Origin of the sequence: Rhodococcus sp. 06-156-4 (assembly GCF_002259345.1) — a bacterium.
GTDB lineage: Bacteria > Actinomycetota > Actinomycetes > Mycobacteriales > Mycobacteriaceae > Rhodococcoides > Rhodococcoides fascians_E.
Window position 1 is genome coordinate 509,028 of sequence record NZ_NPGB01000018.1, and the last position, 15,721, is coordinate 524,748.

Below are 15,721 nucleotides of genomic sequence, written 5' to 3' on the forward strand. Positions count from 1 at the left end.
CTTCTTACTCAGCGTTTGCCTCGGCAGGTGCGTCGGCCGGAGCCGAATCGGACGAGCCTGCAGCAGCTGCTCCCTCTTCCTCGACGGGAACGAGGCTGATCTTGCCGCGGTTGTCGATATCGGCGATCTCCACACGAAGCTTCGATCCGACGCTCACGACGTCCTCGACCTTGTTGATGCGCTTGCCGCCGCCGAGCTTCGAGATGTGCACCAAGCCGTCGCGGCCGGGAAGCAGCGAAACGAATGCACCGAAAGCCGTTGTCTTGACGACGGTTCCGAGGAAGCGCTCGCCGACCTTCGGCAACTGCGGATTGGCGATGGCGTTGATCTTGTCGATCGCGGCCTGAGCGGACGGACCGTCCGCTGCACCGACGTAGACGGTGCCGTCATCTTCGATCGAGATGTTGGCGCCGGTCTCCTCGGTGATGGAGTTGATCATCTTGCCCTTGGGTCCGATGACCTCGCCGATCTTGTCGACGGGAACCTTGATGGCCGTGACACGAGGTGCGTACGGGCTCATCTCGTCCGGCGCGTCGATGGCCTCGGCCATGACCTCGAGGATCGTGGTGCGTGCGTCCTTCGCCTGCGACAGCGCGCCTGCCAGAACCTTCGACGGGATTCCGTCGAGCTTGGTGTCCAGCTGAAGTGCCGTGACGAAGTCCTTGGTACCAGCGACCTTGAAGTCCATGTCGCCGAAGGCATCTTCGGCGCCGAGGATGTCGGTCAATGCAACGTAACGGGTTTCGCCGTCGACCTCGTCGGACACCAGGCCCATGGCGATGCCCGCGACGGGAGCGCGCAGCGGCACACCGGCATTGAGCAAGGACAGCGTCGACGCGCAGACCGAACCCATCGAGGTCGAGCCGTTGGAGCTCAGCGCCTCGGAGACCTGGCGGATGGCGTATGGGAACTCGGCCTGGCTCGGCAGAACCGGCAACAGCGCGCGCTCGGCGAGCGCACCGTGGCCGATTTCGCGACGCTTCGGCGATCCGACGCGACCGGTCTCACCGGTCGAGTACGGCGGGAAGTTGTAATGGTGCATGTAGCGCTTGGACGTCTCGGGTCCGAGCGAGTCGACCTGCTGCGCCATCTTGACCATGTCGAGTGTCGTGACACCGAGGATCTGCGTCTCGCCGCGCTCGAACAGCGCCGAGCCGTGGGTACGCGGAATGATCGCGACCTCGGCGGACAGCGAACGAATGTCGGTGACGCCACGGCCGTCGATACGGAAGTGGTCGGTCAGGATGCGCTGACGCACCGACTTCTTGGTCAGCGCGCGGAACGCGGCACCGATTTCCTTCTCACGACCCTCGAACGAGTCGGAGACCTGCTCGAGTACCTGAGCCTTGACCTCGTCGAGCTTGTTCTCGCGCTCGGCCTTGCCTGCGATCGTCAGTGCTTCGCTCAACGGGATCTGAGCTGCATTGGCGACGGCGTCGTAGACGTCGGACTGGTACGGCGGGAACAGGGGGAAGTCACCGGTCGGCTTGGAGGCCTTGGCGGCGAGCTCCTGCTGTGCGGTACACAGCGCAGCAATGAACGGCTTCGAGGCTTCGAGCCCCTCGGCCACGATGGATTCGTTCGGTGCCTGTGCACCGCCCTCGATGAGCTCGATGACGTTCTCGGTGGCCTCGGCCTCGACCATCATGATCGCGACGTCGGCGTCGGCGCCGGAGCCCGAGACGATGCGTCCCGCGACGACCATGTTGAAGACGGCCTTCTCGAGCTGCTCGACCGTCGGGAACGCGACCCACTGCTTGTCGATGAGCGCGACACGCACACCACCGATGGGGCCGGAGAACGGCAGGCCTGCGATCTGCGTGGACGCGGATGCCGCATTGATGGCCACGACGTCGTAGAGATCGGCCGGGTTGAGGCTCAGGACGGTGATGACTACCTGGATCTCGTTGCGGAGACCGTCGACGAACGTCGGGCGCAGCGGCCGGTCGATGAGGCGGCAGGTGAGGATGGCGTCGGTGGAGGGGCGACCCTCACGACGGAAGAACGATCCGGGGATGCGTCCGGCGGCGTACATCCGCTCTTCGACGTCGACCGTCAGCGGGAAGAAGTCGAACCCTTCGCGCGGGCTCTTGCCTGCCGACGTGGCGGACAGCAGCATGGTGTCCTCGTCGAGGTAGGCAGCGACGGCGCCGGATGCCTGCTGGGCGAGGCGACCGGTCTCGAACCGGATGCTGCGCTTGCCGTAGGTGCCGTTGTCGATGACGGCAGTTGCTTCGTAGACGCCTTCTTCGACGTCCAGGTTGGTGGTGTCTGTCATTCTCTTCTTCTCGTCCTCTCGTCTTTGCCGTGCGCGCACCGACGGACCTCTGGCCCCGCTGCCATGTGCAGGCAGGGCTGCGGTCGCTGTTGCTCGGGGGCGGCCATCGATCGAAGCCCTGGGGACGAGAGCTTCGTCCGCCAAGGCCACTACCGAAGACCGACACCCTGGGTGCATCGGGCGATCACGGCGATGTGCGAACACCCATGTGTTCGCTTGTCTTGCTGGCGTGCCAAACACAGATAGCCAACGAGGAACAGTCTAAGCACTGCCTCGTTGGCTACTGCATATTTCGAAGACGGCCCACTTTCGCGGGCGCGTCGGCGCCGATGTTATCGACGCAGTCCCAGACGCTCGATGAGCGAACGGTACCGGGTGACATCCACCTTCGCGATGTACTTCAGCAGGCGACGACGACGTCCCACCAGCAGCAGCAGGCCGCGGCGGGAGTGGTGGTCGTGCTTGTGCTTCTTCAGGTGCTCGGTGAGATCGGTGATGCGCTTGGTGAGCATCGCGACCTGCGCCTCGGGCGAACCGGTGTCGGTCGGGTGCAAGCCGTACTCGCCGAGAACGGCCTTCTTCTGTTCGGTGGTCAATGCCACTGGTACTACTCCTGATCACTGACGTCCGCGGGAAAGGAAAGCGGCGCAGCCACCACGGACCGCAGCATGCACCGAGAAGGCAGCCTACCAGGAGAGGCAGCCGGTCACGAAAGTCGGTCGGTCAGGGCGGCGCGGGCCTTCTCCGCGTCCCTACCCATCTCCTCGATCAAATCGTCGATCGATTCGAACTTCTCCATTCCGCGAATCCGCTCGACGAAATCGACCGCGACGTGCTGCCCGTAAAGGTCACCGTCACTGTCCAACACGAACGCCTCGACCGTCCGGGTCCGACCCGAGAACGTCGGGTTGGTGCCGACGGACACGGCAGCGCGGTGACGTTCACCCGGAGTCACGGTGCCGATGACCGGGCCGGGACCGAGCACGGTGAACCACGCCGCATAGACGCCGTCCGCCGGGATGGCCGAATACATCGGTGGCGCGACGTTCGCCGTCGGATATCCCAGTTGGCGTCCGCGACCGTCGCCGTGCACGACGACGCCCTCGACGCGGTGAGGACGCCCCAACGCAGCAGCAGCCGCGGACACGTCACCCGCGTCGACACACGAACGGATGTACGTGGACGAAAAGGTGACCGCATGCTCGGCCAGAAGATTGACGCCGTCGACGGCGAAACCGGATCGGTCGCCGACCTTGCGCAGCAACTCGACGTTGCCGAGCGCCTTCTTGCCGTAGGTGAAGTTCTCCCCCACCACGACCTCGGCGACATGCAACCGCTCCACCAGAATCTCGTGGACGTAGCGCTCCGGCGTCAGCTTCATCAGTTCGGGAGTGAACGGCATCACGCAGAACACGTCGATGCCCAATTCTTCCGCCAGCTCGGCCCGACGCGTGAGCGTCGTCAGCTGCGCCGGATGCGTTCCGGGCCGCACCACTTCCATCGGGTGCGGATCGAAAGTCATGAGCACACTGGGTATTCCACGCTCCTCGGCCGACGTCACCGCACGGCTGATCAACTGGGCGTGACCACGGTGGACGCCGTCGAATACGCCGATCGTGAGAACACAACGACCCCAGTCGGCAGGTACATCGTCGAGACCTCGCCATCTCTGCACGAGGAGAAGCCTACGGCCCGCGTCGGCGTGGGTCACTTCCGGATGGACATGTCGCGGCGAACAGCAGTGGACAAACCTGCAAACACTCTGCCAAGATTTCGGTGTGCCGAACTTATTTCTTCGACGCATCGCAGCCGTCCTGCTCGGCGTTGCGATTCTGGCGGGCTGCGCCCGCTCCGTAGGCGACGACGAACCGATCATCGCCGACGACGGGCGCCCGCTCGTCCTCACGACGTTCACGGTGCTTGCAGACATGGCACGCAATGTCGCCGGGGACCACCTCCGCGTCGAGTCGATCACCAAGGCCGGTGCCGAGATCCACGGGTACGAGCCGACGCCGGGAGATCTGCGGACGGCGGAGGGAGCCGAGCTCATTCTCGACAACGGCCTGGGACTCGAATCGTGGTTCGAGAAGTTCGTCGAACGAGTTCCCGCACCGCACGCCGTCGTCAGCGCTGGTGTCGAGCCCGTGTTCATCCGTGACGACGCGTACGCCGGGAAGACCAACCCACACGCCTGGATGTCTCCCGTCGTCGCCGAGACCTACGTGGACAACATCGCCGCGGCGTTCGTGCGCCTCGATCCGGCCAACGAGTCGGACTACCGCGCCAATGCCGAGAGCTACAAACTCGAACTGCGCGCTGTCGGCGACGAGCTGAAGCGCGATCTCGATCGGCTGCCCGCCGAGCAACGTGCCCTCGTGTCGTGCGAGGGTGCGTTCAGCTATCTCGCCCGGGACTTCGACCTGCAGGAGGCCTACCTCTGGCCGGTCAACGCCGAGCAGGAAGGCACGCCGAAGCAGGTGGTGTCCGCGATCCGGTTCGTCGAGGACAACGACGTTCCCGCGGTGTTCTGCGAGTCGACCGTGTCCGACAAGGCACAGCTGCAGGTAGCCGAGGACACCGGAGCACGCTTCGGCGGCAAACTGTTCGTCGACTCGCTCAGTGATCAGGACGGTCCCGTACCCACCTACCTCGACCTTCTCGCCTACGACGCTCGCACCATCACCGACGCACTACTCGGAAAGCCGGAATGACCACCATGACACCAGCACTGGACATCGTCGGAGTCTCCGTCGCCTACCGTGAGGTGACCGCACTGAGCGACGCCTCCCTCACCCTCGAATCCGGCCGCGTCTGCGGCCTCGTGGGGATGAACGGATCCGGCAAGTCGACCCTGTTCAAAGCGATCATGGGCGTCGTCCGACCGAACACCGGATCCATTCGAATCCATGGAGGGGCGCCCGCCGCCGCCCGCAAGAACGGGACGGTCAGTTACGTCCCGCAGAGTGAGTCGGTGGACTGGACGTTCCCCGTCAGCGTCCGAGACGTGGTGATGATGGGTCGCTACGGCAAGCAGAACTGGATGCGCTCACCACGTGCACGGGATCACGACGCCGTCGACGCCGCCCTGGACCGAGTGAACCTCACCGACCTCGCGGATCGCCAGATCGGCCGACTGTCGGGCGGCCAGCGCAAACGAGCGTTCGTGGCGCGAGCCATCGCCCAGGAGGCGTCACTCCTGCTGCTCGACGAACCGTTCGCAGGGGTGGACAAGCGCACCGAGGCCACCATCACTCGGTTGCTGAAGGAAATCGCGGCGGCCGGCTCGACGATCCTCGTCTCGACGCACGACCTGCACGCTCTCCCGGATCTGTGCGACGAGGCCGTCCTGCTTCAACAGCGGGTCCTGATGCACGGAGATCCCCGAGAGGTTCTGAAACCGGACAACCTGGCATTGGCCTTCGGCGTCTCGACCACATCGGAAGCGAGCTGACCATGGTTCTCGTCGACATCATCGTCGAACCTCTGCAGTACACCTTCATTCAGCGTGCGCTGCTCGTGACGGTCGTCGCATCGATCGTGTGCGCGGTGTTGAGCTGCTGGCTCGTGCTGATCGGATGGTCGCTCATGGGCGACGCCGTCTCGCACGCCGTCCTTCCCGGCGTGGCGCTGTCCTATCTACTCGGCGCACCGTTCGCGATCGGCGCACTGCTGTTCGCACTGATCGCCGTCGGAGCGATCGGCGTCGTCCGCAACACCACCTGGGTGAAGGAGGACGCCGCGATCGGGGTGGTGTTCACCACTCTGTTCGCGCTCGGCGTCGTGTTGATCTCGAAGTTTCCGAGCCAGATCGACCTCAATCACATTCTGTTCGGCAACCTCCTCGGAGTGTCACGCGGCGACATGTGGCAGGTGATCGTGCTCGGCGGTCTCGCGTTCGGCGTGATGGTCGCCAAGCGCCGGGACTTCACGCTGTTCGCGTTCGACCGCACGCAGGCTCAGGCCGTCGGCATCTCCCCGACCGTGCTCTCGGGTCTGATGTTGACGCTGCTCGCCCTCACCACCGTCGTCGCGCTTCAGGCCGTCGGAGTGATCCTCGTGGTCGCCATGCTCATCACGCCAGGCGCCACCGCGTACCTGCTGACCGATCGCTTCGGGCGGATGCTCGTGCTCGCGCCGACCATCGGCGTCGGCTGCGCCGTGGTGGGCATCTACGTCAGCTTCTACCTCGACGTGTCGTCAGGCGGCATGGTTGTGCTGGCACAGGGACTGGTGTTCCTGCTCGCGTACCTGTTCAGCCCGAGCCAGGGTCTGGTGACTCTCGCGGTGCGCAGGCGCACGGAGGTCGCGGCCTGAACGCGCCGGAGGCAACGTGTCATTTCCGAGTGGATTGCCTAAGCTCGCTTTCGTGGCGGAAAGAACCGGTGAACCTATCGCGGCCGAAAACGTGCAACTGTCGGCCGTTGCACAGGACTACCTGAAGGTCATCTGGACAGCCAGCGAGTGGAGCGAGGACTCGGTCAGCACCAAGATGTTGTCGGAGCGCATCGGAGTGTCCGCATCCACGGTGTCCGAGGCAATCCGCAAGCTGGCCGACCAGGGCATGGTCGACCACGCGCGCTACGGCGCGATCTCGCTGACCGAACGCGGACGCACCGCGGCGATCGCGATGGTGCGTCGTCACCGCCTGATCGAGACCTTCCTCGTTCGCGAACTCGGTTACGGATGGGACGAGGTGCACGACGAAGCCGAGATCCTCGAGCACGCGGTCTCGGATCTCATGATGGCGCGGATCGACGCCAAACTCGGCTTCCCCGAACGCGATCCGCACGGCGACCCGATCCCGTCCGTCGACGGCGACATCGCCTCACCGGAAGCAACGCGCCTGAGCGACTACGTGGACGGGCAGTGTGGCCGCGTTGCCCGCATCTCGGATTCCGATCCGGCGATGCTTCGCTACTTCGACTCCGTCGGTATCACCCTCGACCTGTCGATCACCGTCGTCGAGCGCCGTGACTTCGCCGGAACGGTCGCCATCGAACTCGGCAAGACCGAGAGCGCAGGCCCGATCGACCTCGGCCAACGGGCCGCCGAGGCGATCTGGATGATCCCCGCCTGACGACGGTGCCCTACAGGCCGCGCAGTGTCGCCGGCCTCACGACCATCACCGAACTTGCACGCTTGCCCTTCTCCTGCAACAGGGCGATGGTGTGACCGGTCGGATCGATCGCCGCATACACCCCCGACAGACCGATCGGATCGAGCCACCGCCCCTGGCTGATCGACTCTGCTTCCTCCGCACTGATCTCACGGTGCGGAAAGGCCGTCCTCGCGGCCTCGTCGATATCCAGGCTGACCGACGGTGATTCGGCAAGGTCCTCCAGCGTGCGCGCATGTTCGAGAGTGAAGGGACCGACTCTCGTGCGGCGCAGCACCGTCAGGTGGCCACCCACCCCCAGCGCGTCGCCGAGATCACGCGCCAGAGCACGCACGTAAGTTCCGGACGAACAGTCGACCTCCACGTCGAGATCGACGAAACCGCCGTCCGGCACGTCCTGTCGGCCCACGACATCGAACCTCGTCACCGTCACTCGCCGTGACGGAATCGTGAAGTCCTCGCCGGCCCGCACCAACTTGTGCGCGCGCTGACCGTCCACCTTGATGGCGCTGACACTGGACGGGACCTGATCGATCTCACCGGTCAACACGGCCACGTGCCGAGCGACCGCCTCGTCCGTCACTGCCGACGCGTCGACGTCGAGGACGGTGTCCCCTTCGGCGTCATCGGTGGTCGTGGTACGCCCGAGCCGGATGGTCGCGGTGTACGCCTTGGTCGTCAACGCCAGCAGACCGAGCATCTTCGTCGCCCGTTCGATTCCCAACACGAGCACCCCCGTGGCCATCGGGTCCAAGGTCCCCGCATGCCCGACCTTGCGGGTGTTCAGCAACTTTCGGCACGACGCGACCACGTCGTGGCTCGTCACCCCGGCTTCTTTGTCGACGATCAACAACCCGGCGCCGACGAGGCCGGACGACAACTTCCCACGTGCAGACACGGGAGTTCATTCTGCCAGGAGGCAGGTCAGGTCACTGCAATCGCCGTGACGATCAGTCCGTCGGAGACGAGCCATCTACCGTCGAACGAGCTCAGCGGGGGTCCACTGATCGTGGTGCCCGGCACCAGAAGGGTCGAGTGGAACGTTCCGGACAGATCGGTTCCCGTACCCGTTCGCTCGAACGTGATGTGGGCGTCCTCGAATCCGAGCCATCTGCCCGTCAGCGGCTCCCACGCCTTGTAGGTGGCTTCCTTGGCGCAGAACAGAAGCCGATCCCAGTGAAGACTGGAATCCGCCCCCGACAGCCACTCACGTTCCTTGTCCAGGCTCACGGCATCGAGAACCCCGTCGGGTAGAGGGCCGTGAGGTTCGGCGTCGATACCCACCGAGCGGATCTGCAGGGCGTGCGCCAGGACGGCACCTCGATACCCGTCGCAATGCGTCAGCGAGCCGACGACACCCTTGGGCCATTGCGGCGCACCGGACTTGCCGCGCAGGATCGGAGCCGGCTCGACACCGAGCTTGTCCATCGCAACGCGGGCGCAGTGACGGGCCGACGTGAATTCACGCTTGCGTTTGTCCACCGCCTTCGCCACGAGCGGCGCCTCGAGCGGATGCGGTTGCAGCCCGGGCGGATCTTCGAAGAGTTCTGCAGCGACGACACCGTTCGGCAGGATCGACTCGATCACTTGTTCGCCCTCATCTTCTCTACTTCCGCCTCCATTTCGGGAGTCACCGTGAAGTGACCGCCCCATTTGTTCAGCGTGCCCTCGGGGTACTCGGGAACCGGGAGAATCTGACGCAGCACGTTCGACGGCAGACCACGTCGCTGCCACTCTCGCGGGTAGCCGACGGACACCTCCTCGAACCGCACCCCGTCGTAATATGTCGTCCGCGGAATGTGCAGATGCCCGTAGACCGAGCAGATCGCGTTGTAACGGGTGTGCCAATCCGCGGTCAGCGTCGAGCCGCACCACAAAGCGAACTCCGGATAGAATAGAACGTCGGTCGGCTGCCGAACCATCGGGAAGTGATTGATCAAAACCGTGGGAACGGAAGTGTCGAGCGCGTCGAGTCGTGCACGAGTGCTGTCGATTCGAGCCCGGCACCAAGCGTCCCTGGTGGCGTACGGCTGGGGCGAGAGAAGGAATTCGTCCGTTGCGACGACGTTCTTGTCCCGCGCGATCTTCAGTCCGTGCTCCTTGTCGATCGCACCTCGCGGCAGAAACGAGTAGTCGTAGAGGAGGAACATCGGTACCAACGTCGCCGGTCCCCCTTCGCCCTCCCAGACCGGGTACGGATCCTCCGGTGTCACGACGCCGATCTCGCGACACAGGTTCACCAGGTACTCGTAGCGTGCAACGCCGTGGATCTGAACCGGATCCTTCGCCGTGGTCCACAACTCGTGATTTCCCGGCACCCAGATCACCTCGGCGAACCTGCTGCGCAGCAGTTCCAGCGCCCATCTGATGTCGTCCGTCTTCTCGGAGACGTCACCGGCGACGATGAGCCAATCCTCGGGAGACTCGGGATGAATGTCCTCGGTGACCGGCCGATTACCGCGGTGGCCGACGTGGATGTCGCTGACTGCCCAGAGCTTGGCTGTCACAGGCCAGAAGTCCTTCCGATCACGGTGTGGTTGCGTCCTCGATGCAGAACCAACGCGTGGTTGACCCCTGCCATTCCTGATTGTCCCCTGCCACTACCGGCGACGCGCGCTCGACCCACGGCGTCGGCCGGATGCGAGAATCGGACACATGGGAAACAAGAGCGCGCTCCGGGCGGGTCTGATTCTGTCGGTCATGGCCGCGTTCCTCGCCGGAATCGCCTCCGACAACTTCGTGACCGGGTTCGCGATCACCGCGGTCGTCTGCATCGTCGCGTTGCTCGCGGCTCACTTCGCCGCGCAGAGGGTGATCTCCCGACGAAACCGATGATCGACGCAGTGGATCCGCATCTGCTGGTCTAAAGTCTCATTCATGCCGCAATCACGGATTCGGGTACGCGACGCCGCCGCCCTGCTCGGCGTGAGCGACGACACGGTGCGCCGATGGATCGACAGCGGAGCCCTACCCGCAGGCAAGGACGAGGCGGGCCGCAAGGTCGTCGACGGCGCCGTGCTCGCCACGTTCGCCCGAGACCACGCGTCGCCGCCGCCGGACCCGACGGGCACCGAGAGTTCGGCGCGGAACCGGTTGGTCGGACTCGTCACCAAGGTCACCTCGGACACCGTGATGAGCGAAGTCGAAATGCAGTGCGGACCGTTCACCGTCGTCTCGCTGATGAGCACGGAATCGGTACGCACACTGGGGCTCGAACCGGGGAAGATCTCCGTCGCCGTCGTGAAAGCAACCACCGTCATCGTCGAAGCGCCCTGAACAGGCCATTTCTCGTGGAGGAAGACCATTGAAGCGATCACTCGTCACTACTCTCGTCGCAGTCGGATCGTGCGCCGCACTTCTGTCCGCATGCTCGAACGCCGACGATTCGGACGCGCTGGTGGACTCGACCGAGCCCACCAGCGCGTCCGAATCTTCGTCGGGATCCGACGTCACCGGTGACATCACCGTGTTCGCAGCCGCGTCACTGAAGGCCACGTTCACCGAGCTCGGCGAGACGTTCGAGGCCGAGCACCCCGGCGTCACCGTCGAATTCAATTTCGCCGGATCGTCCGACTTGGTGAACCAAATCGCTCAGGGCGCTCCCGCCGACGTCTTCGCCTCGGCCGACACCAACAACATGACCAAGGCGGTGGAAGGGAATCTCGTCGACGGGGACCCGGTGGACTTCGCCACGAACACACTCACCATCGTCACTGCTCCGGGCAACCCCAAGAACGTGACGTCGTTCGCGGACCTCGCGAACCCGGACGTACTGACGGTCGTCTGCGCACCCCAGGTTCCGTGCGGAAGTGCCACCCAGAAGGTCGAGGACGCTACCGGAACCACGATCCCCGCGGTCAGTGAGGAGTCCGCCGTCACCGACGTACTCGGTAAGGTCACCTCGGGCCAGGCCGACGCGGGCCTGGTCTACGTCACGGACGCCGCGGGCGCCGGCGATCAGGTCACCGCGGTCGAGTTCCCGGAGGCGTCGGGTGCCGTCAACACCTACCCGATCGTGGTGCTGAAGAACAGCGACAACGCCGCCACCGCAGCCGCATTCGAAGCCCTCGTCACCGGAGAGCAGGGCCGGAAAGTTCTGGCCGAGGCAGGATTCGCCGCACCGTGATCTTTACGCGCCGCGGGAACGACGTCCGACTCGGCCTACCGGGCTGGATCTTCGTCCCCGCGGCAGTCGGCGCAGTGTTCGTGGTCCTTCCACTCGTCGCGATTCTCCTTCGAATCGAGTGGACCGACTTCGTTCCGCTCGTCACGTCGGAGTCGTCGCGGACGGCCCTGCTGCTCAGCCTGAAGACCGCCGCGATCAGCACGCTGCTGTGCGTCGTGTTCGGAGTTCCGATGGCGCTCGTCCTCGCACGGACGGAATTCACCGGTCTGTCCGTCCTTCGTGCGCTGGTCTTGCTCCCCCTCGTGTTGCCTCCCGTCGTCGGCGGGATCGCCCTGCTCTACACGTTCGGTCGTCTCGGATTGATCGGTGAACATCTCGAAGCATGGGGTATCTCGATTGCCTTCTCGACGACGGCAGTGGTCCTGGCGCAGACGTTCGTGTCTCTGCCTTTCCTCGTGGTGAGCCTCGAAGGCGCACTGCGGACTTCGGGCCGCGACTACGAAACAGTGGCCGCCACTCTCGGTGCGAAGCCCACCACGGTGCTGCGCCGGGTCACCGTTCCGTTGGTGTTGCCCGGCCTCGTGTCCGGCGCGGTTCTCGCATTCGCCCGTGCCCTCGGTGAATTCGGTGCCACGCTGACGTTCGCGGGATCGCTGGAAGGAAGAACGAGGACTCTGCCACTGGAGATCTACCTCCAGCGTGAAACCGATGCCGACGCTGCCGTCGCACTGTCCCTGCTGCTGATCGTGGTCGCCGCCGTCATCGTCGTCGCAGCACGCGGTCGCCGGGTCGCCGGCGCATTGTGAGGGGGCCTGTGCTGTGAGTTCGATACACCTGAGCGCCGACGTCGCCGCCCGCGGCGTGGACATACAGTTCGACGCCGACGACGGCGAGACGGTCGCTGTCCTCGGGCCGAACGGAGCAGGCAAGTCCACCTTGCTCTCGCTGATAGCAGGCCTGCTCAGACCGGATACAGGACGTGTCGTGCTGGGGCCGGACGTCGTGACCGACACCAGCACTGGGACATTCGTCCCCGCTCATGCACGTGGCGTGGCGAGCCTTACGCAGAAGCCACTGCTGTTTCCGCATCTGTCGGTCGAGGCCAACGTCGCGTTCGCGCCGCGCAGCCGAGGAGCCGGGCGACGTCAGGCGCATACGACGGCCCGTACGTGGCTCGGCGCGGTCGACGCGCTGGAGCTCGCCGACCGCCGACCGAGAGGGCTCTCGGGCGGACAAGCCCAGCGAGTAGCCATCGCACGAGCGCTCGCGGCCGACCCGCGGGTTCTTCTTCTCGACGAGCCGATGGCCGCCCTCGACATCGACACTGCGCCTGCGGTGCGCCGCTTGCTCCGCACCGTCCTGCGCGAGCAGAGACGCACCGCCGTCGTGGTGACCCACGACCTGCTCGACGCACTGGCACTCGCGGACACCGTCGTCGTCGTCGAGAAGGGAAGGATCGTCGAGCGGGGCCCGACGACCGAGGTACTCACCGCGCCTCGCAGCGCATTCGCCGCCAGGATAGCCGGGGTGAACCTGGTCGCCGGGACCGCGGACAGCACTGGCTCGCTGACGACCGCCTGGGGTTCGACGGTCCACGGTCACGGGGAGTCCGTGGCAGGCGGTGCCGTCGCCGTGTTCGCGCCGTCGTCGGTCGCCGTCCACATCGAAGCCCCGCATGCGAGTCCGCGCAACGTCTTTCCGGTGACGATCGCCGAGATGGACGTCCACGGCGCCACCGTTCGACTACGTGCGGCCAAGCATTCGGACGGCAGCCCCGGCATCGCCGCGGATGTGACGCCTGCCGCCGTCGCGGAATTGCACCTCGAACCTGGGATGGACGTGTTCTTCGTCGTCAAGAGCCAGGAAGTGACGATTCATCCGGCCTCACGCTGAATGTCGGCGCCGACCAGTGCCCACTTGCCGGACAGTGTCCTCACCACGACCGCGATCATGCGCAGGGTGACGAACACGCCGAGCCCGAACCAGATTCCGCGCAGTCCCCAGTCGAAGGCCAGGGCCATCCAGATCGCGGGTAGGAATCCGATCAGAGCGCACGCCAGTGTGGCCGTGCGGAGGAATGCTGCGTCGCCTGCGCCGAGGAGCACCCCGTCGAGGGCGAACACCACACCGGCGATCGGAACGATGACGACGAAGATCCACCAGATCGAGTGCATCTCGGCCACGACGCTGCCGTCGGTGGTGAACAGAGCCGGTATCACCGGACGGCCTACCGCGAACACGCCCGCGAGGACCGCGGCGAAGATCGTGGACCACACCGTCAGTCGCCATCCGAGGCGGGTGGCACCGCGCACATCCCCTCTACCCAGCGCCGCGCCCACCAAGGTCTGCGCGGCTATGGCAAGAGAGTCGAGCGTGAGGGACACCAGGTTCCACATGTGCAGGACCACCTGATTGGCGGCGACCGACGCGGCACCGAATCTCGACGCCACGGCCGCGGCCGACAGGAAGCACGCTTGGAATGCCAGGCTGCGGAGGACGAGGTCGCGACCCAGTACCAACTGTGCGCGCATGATCGACCACGACGGTCGCAGCGGCACGCCGGAACGCACCACCGCGGCCACGAAGAACGCGCCCGACACAGCCTGGCCGACGACGTTTGCCACTGCGGATCCGACGAGGCCGAGATCGGGGAACCCCGCGAGTCCGTGCACCAGCAGTGGGCACAACACAGCGGACAGGCCGAGCCCGACCAGGACGAATCGAAGAGGCCTCACCGTGTTCTGGACACCACGCATCCACCCGTTCCCGGCAAGTGACACGAGAATGAACGGCACGCCGAGCACCGCGACGCGGAACCACTGCACTGCCTGGGCCGTGATGTCGCCGCCGCCGCCGATGACGGTGAGGATCGGTACGCACAGCATCTGCATGACGCCCACGATGACTGTTCCGAGTATCAGTGCGAGCCAGGTCGCCTGCGCGCCCTCGCCCACGGCGTCACGTTCACGACCCGCTCCGTGCATGCGGGCAGCGCGGGCAGTCGTGCCGTAGGACAGGAACGTCAATTGGGTACTGACCTGGGCCAGTACCAGGCCGCCGACCGCCAGCCCGGCAAGGGCCGCTGCTCCGAGCCTACCTACGACAGCCGCATCGAACAGCAGGTACAACGGTTCCGCAGCGAGGACACCGAGCGCGGGAAGCGCAAGCGCGAGTATCCGACGAGGTGACGCATCCGGGGAGGCGTCGACGTCACCCGAGGGCATCTGTCAGAGTCTCGATCACGTCCGATTTCGAGCCGAAAGCAGTGAAGCCGGCAGCGTTGCGATGGCCACCGCCGCCCAGAGTTGCTGCCACCGAGGACACGTCGACCGATGCCTTCGACCGAAGCGACACCGTCCATTCGTCGCCCGCCTGCTGCTTCAGTACCGCCGCTACTTCTGCCTCCGTGGTGGTTCGGACGATGTCGATGACACTTTCGATCTCCTCGGACCGAAGCCCTTCGGAGTTCTCACGAAGGATCGCCGCGTACACCAGGCCACGACCGCCGACTGCGTCGGGCACCAGCGTTGCCGAACCGAGGACGGAACCGAGCATGGGCAGCCAGCCGAAGGGGTGACTGTCGAGAAGTTTGCGTGCGATGGCACCACCGTCGATACCCGTCGCGAGCAAGCGCTCGGCCAGCAGATGCGAGCCGGGACGTACCCACCGGAACGAGCCTGTGTCGGTCACCAGGCCCGCGAACAGGCAGTGCGCCAACTCGGCATCGATGTCGACGTTCCAGAGATCGAGAAGGCGGGTGATGACGGCTGTCGTGGACTCGGCGTCGGCGTCGACCACGTTCAGCGATCCGAATCGAGTGTTGGAACGGTGATGGTCGATCACCAGGGACGCGCGCGCCGAGTCGATCCGACTCGCCAAGCTACCGAGACGCTCGCGGCTGCCCGCGTCGACCGTCACCACCAAATCCACCTGAGACCGGACTTCGTCCGACGGGACGAGCAGCCCGCACCCAGGCAGCTCGTTCATGGACTCGGGAAGCGTGTCGGGGACGGCGAACGACACCTGTACCGGGACGCCTCGGCGATGCAGGACCAGAGCAAGGGCCAAGCCGCTCCCGATCGTGTCGGCATCCGGGTGCACGTGGCAGAGCACGGTCACGCTCTGCGCGGTGTCCAGCAAGGACACAGCCGAGGTGAGCTCGGTCTCCACCGACTCGATGCCGGGTGTCGTCGTCACGTCG

General features: G+C 65.4%; 17 protein-coding genes. 9 read left to right on the top strand and 8 right to left on the bottom strand.

The features are described 5' to 3' along the window. Window positions 1-4: 4 nt before the first annotated feature. The 3 genes from CH290_RS13150 to CH290_RS13160 all read right to left on the bottom strand — a co-directional run bounded on the left by CH290_RS13150 (window position 5) and on the right by CH290_RS13160 (window position 3,953). Window positions 5-2,278 (bottom strand): polyribonucleotide nucleotidyltransferase, encoded by a 2,274-nt coding sequence (locus CH290_RS13150; RefSeq protein WP_020110252.1) that lies wholly within the window; start codon window positions 2,276-2,278, stop codon window positions 5-7. A gap of 332 nt (window positions 2,279-2,610) precedes the next feature. Beyond that, complete coding sequence (rpsO, locus tag CH290_RS13155; RefSeq protein WP_020110253.1) at window positions 2,611-2,880, bottom strand: 30S ribosomal protein S15; 270 nt, start codon at window positions 2,878-2,880, stop codon at window positions 2,611-2,613. Between the two features lie 104 nt (window positions 2,881-2,984). Beyond that, a complete protein-coding gene (locus CH290_RS13160) occupies window positions 2,985-3,953 on the bottom strand; it encodes a bifunctional riboflavin kinase/FAD synthetase (protein WP_026347622.1) in 969 nt (322 codons plus the stop codon). A 103-nt stretch (window positions 3,954-4,056) separates the two neighbouring features. Between CH290_RS13160 and CH290_RS13165 the strand changes: the two genes are divergently transcribed. Genes CH290_RS13165 through CH290_RS13180 form a run of 4 tightly spaced genes read left to right on the top strand, consistent with a single transcriptional unit; the run spans window position 4,057 to window position 7,355 of the window. After that, window positions 4,057-4,989, top strand: coding sequence for a metal ABC transporter substrate-binding protein (locus CH290_RS13165; RefSeq protein WP_019664177.1), 933 nt, complete (start codon window positions 4,057-4,059; stop codon window positions 4,987-4,989). Then, window positions 4,986-5,729 carry a metal ABC transporter ATP-binding protein gene (locus tag CH290_RS13170; protein WP_019664178.1) on the top strand — a complete coding sequence of 248 codons (744 nt, stop codon included), beginning with the start codon at window positions 4,986-4,988 and terminating at the stop codon, window positions 5,727-5,729. Before CH290_RS13165 ends, CH290_RS13170 begins: the two co-directional genes overlap by 4 nt. 2 nt (window positions 5,730-5,731) lie before the next feature. Beyond that, window positions 5,732-6,592, top strand: a complete 861-nt coding sequence (locus CH290_RS13175; RefSeq protein ID WP_033189607.1) for a metal ABC transporter permease — start codon at window positions 5,732-5,734, stop codon at window positions 6,590-6,592. Window positions 6,593-6,644: 52 nt separating this feature from the next. After that, a complete protein-coding gene (locus CH290_RS13180) occupies window positions 6,645-7,355 on the top strand; it encodes a metal-dependent transcriptional regulator (RefSeq protein WP_019664180.1) in 711 nt (236 codons plus the stop codon). 10 nt (window positions 7,356-7,365) lie between these two features. On the opposite strand, the gene truB is transcribed toward CH290_RS13180, so the two are convergent. From truB to CH290_RS13195, 3 genes are read right to left on the bottom strand one after another with little or no spacing between them, the layout of a single operon-like run. Continuing rightward, window positions 7,366-8,292: a tRNA pseudouridine(55) synthase TruB gene (truB, locus tag CH290_RS13185; RefSeq protein WP_033189606.1), complete on the bottom strand. Its 927-nt coding sequence runs from the start codon at window positions 8,290-8,292 to the stop codon at window positions 7,366-7,368. 26 nt (window positions 8,293-8,318) lie between these two features. Then, a complete protein-coding gene (gene npt, locus CH290_RS13190) occupies window positions 8,319-8,981 on the bottom strand; it encodes a 4'-phosphopantetheinyl transferase Npt (protein ID WP_019664182.1) in 663 nt (220 codons plus the stop codon). Further along, entirely contained in the window at window positions 8,978-9,901 is a 924-nt protein-coding gene (locus CH290_RS13195) for a metallophosphoesterase family protein (protein WP_019664183.1), read from the bottom strand. The genes npt and CH290_RS13195 overlap by 4 nt, the downstream gene beginning before the upstream one ends. A 148-nt stretch (window positions 9,902-10,049) precedes the next feature. Between CH290_RS13195 and CH290_RS13200 the strand changes: the two genes are divergently transcribed. Genes CH290_RS13200 through CH290_RS13220 form a run of 5 tightly spaced genes read left to right on the top strand, consistent with a single transcriptional unit; the run spans window position 10,050 to window position 13,413 of the window. Next, window positions 10,050-10,229, top strand: coding sequence for a hypothetical protein (locus CH290_RS13200; protein ID WP_020110256.1), 180 nt, complete (start codon window positions 10,050-10,052; stop codon window positions 10,227-10,229). A 42-nt stretch (window positions 10,230-10,271) separates the two neighbouring features. Further along, window positions 10,272-10,670: a TOBE domain-containing protein gene (locus CH290_RS13205; RefSeq protein WP_020110257.1), complete on the top strand. Its 399-nt coding sequence runs from the start codon at window positions 10,272-10,274 to the stop codon at window positions 10,668-10,670. 28 nt (window positions 10,671-10,698) lie between these two features. Then, on the top strand, window positions 10,699-11,520 hold the full coding sequence (gene modA / locus CH290_RS13210; protein ID WP_033189605.1) for a molybdate ABC transporter substrate-binding protein: 822 nt from the start codon (window positions 10,699-10,701) through the stop codon (window positions 11,518-11,520). After that, window positions 11,517-12,326: an ABC transporter permease gene (locus CH290_RS13215; RefSeq protein WP_033189604.1), complete on the top strand. Its 810-nt coding sequence runs from the start codon at window positions 11,517-11,519 to the stop codon at window positions 12,324-12,326. Before modA ends, CH290_RS13215 begins: the two co-directional genes overlap by 4 nt. A 13-nt stretch (window positions 12,327-12,339) precedes the next feature. Next, a complete protein-coding gene (locus CH290_RS13220) occupies window positions 12,340-13,413 on the top strand; it encodes a sulfate/molybdate ABC transporter ATP-binding protein (protein ID WP_027498557.1) in 1,074 nt (357 codons plus the stop codon). Here CH290_RS13220 and CH290_RS13225 read toward each other — a convergent pair. Next, window positions 13,395-14,744 carry an MATE family efflux transporter gene (locus CH290_RS13225; RefSeq protein WP_033189603.1) on the bottom strand — a complete coding sequence of 450 codons (1,350 nt, stop codon included), beginning with the start codon at window positions 14,742-14,744 and terminating at the stop codon, window positions 13,395-13,397. The two genes, CH290_RS13220 and CH290_RS13225, sit on opposite strands and share 19 nt — an antisense overlap. Next, window positions 14,731-15,717, bottom strand: coding sequence for a DHH family phosphoesterase (locus CH290_RS13230; RefSeq protein WP_033189602.1), 987 nt, complete (start codon window positions 15,715-15,717; stop codon window positions 14,731-14,733). Before CH290_RS13230 ends, CH290_RS13225 begins: the two co-directional genes overlap by 14 nt. Window positions 15,718-15,721 lie beyond the last annotated feature (4 nt).

Excerpts from the sequence above, each read along its gene's own strand:
- CH290_RS13225 (WP_033189603.1), bottom strand. The coding sequence starts at position 14,744 with ATGCCCTCGGGTGACGTCGACGCCTCCCCGGATGCGTCACCTCGTCGG.
- CH290_RS13170 (WP_019664178.1), top strand. The coding sequence starts at position 4,986 with ATGACCACCATGACACCAGCACTGGACATCGTCGGAGTCTCCGTCGCC.
- CH290_RS13200 (WP_020110256.1), top strand. The coding sequence starts at position 10,050 with ATGGGAAACAAGAGCGCGCTCCGGGCGGGTCTGATTCTGTCGGTCATG.
- CH290_RS13150 (WP_020110252.1), bottom strand. The coding sequence starts at position 2,278 with ATGACAGACACCACCAACCTGGACGTCGAAGAAGGCGTCTACGAAGCA.
- CH290_RS13205 (WP_020110257.1), top strand. The coding sequence starts at position 10,272 with ATGCCGCAATCACGGATTCGGGTACGCGACGCCGCCGCCCTGCTCGGC.
- CH290_RS13175 (WP_033189607.1), top strand. The coding sequence starts at position 5,732 with ATGGTTCTCGTCGACATCATCGTCGAACCTCTGCAGTACACCTTCATT.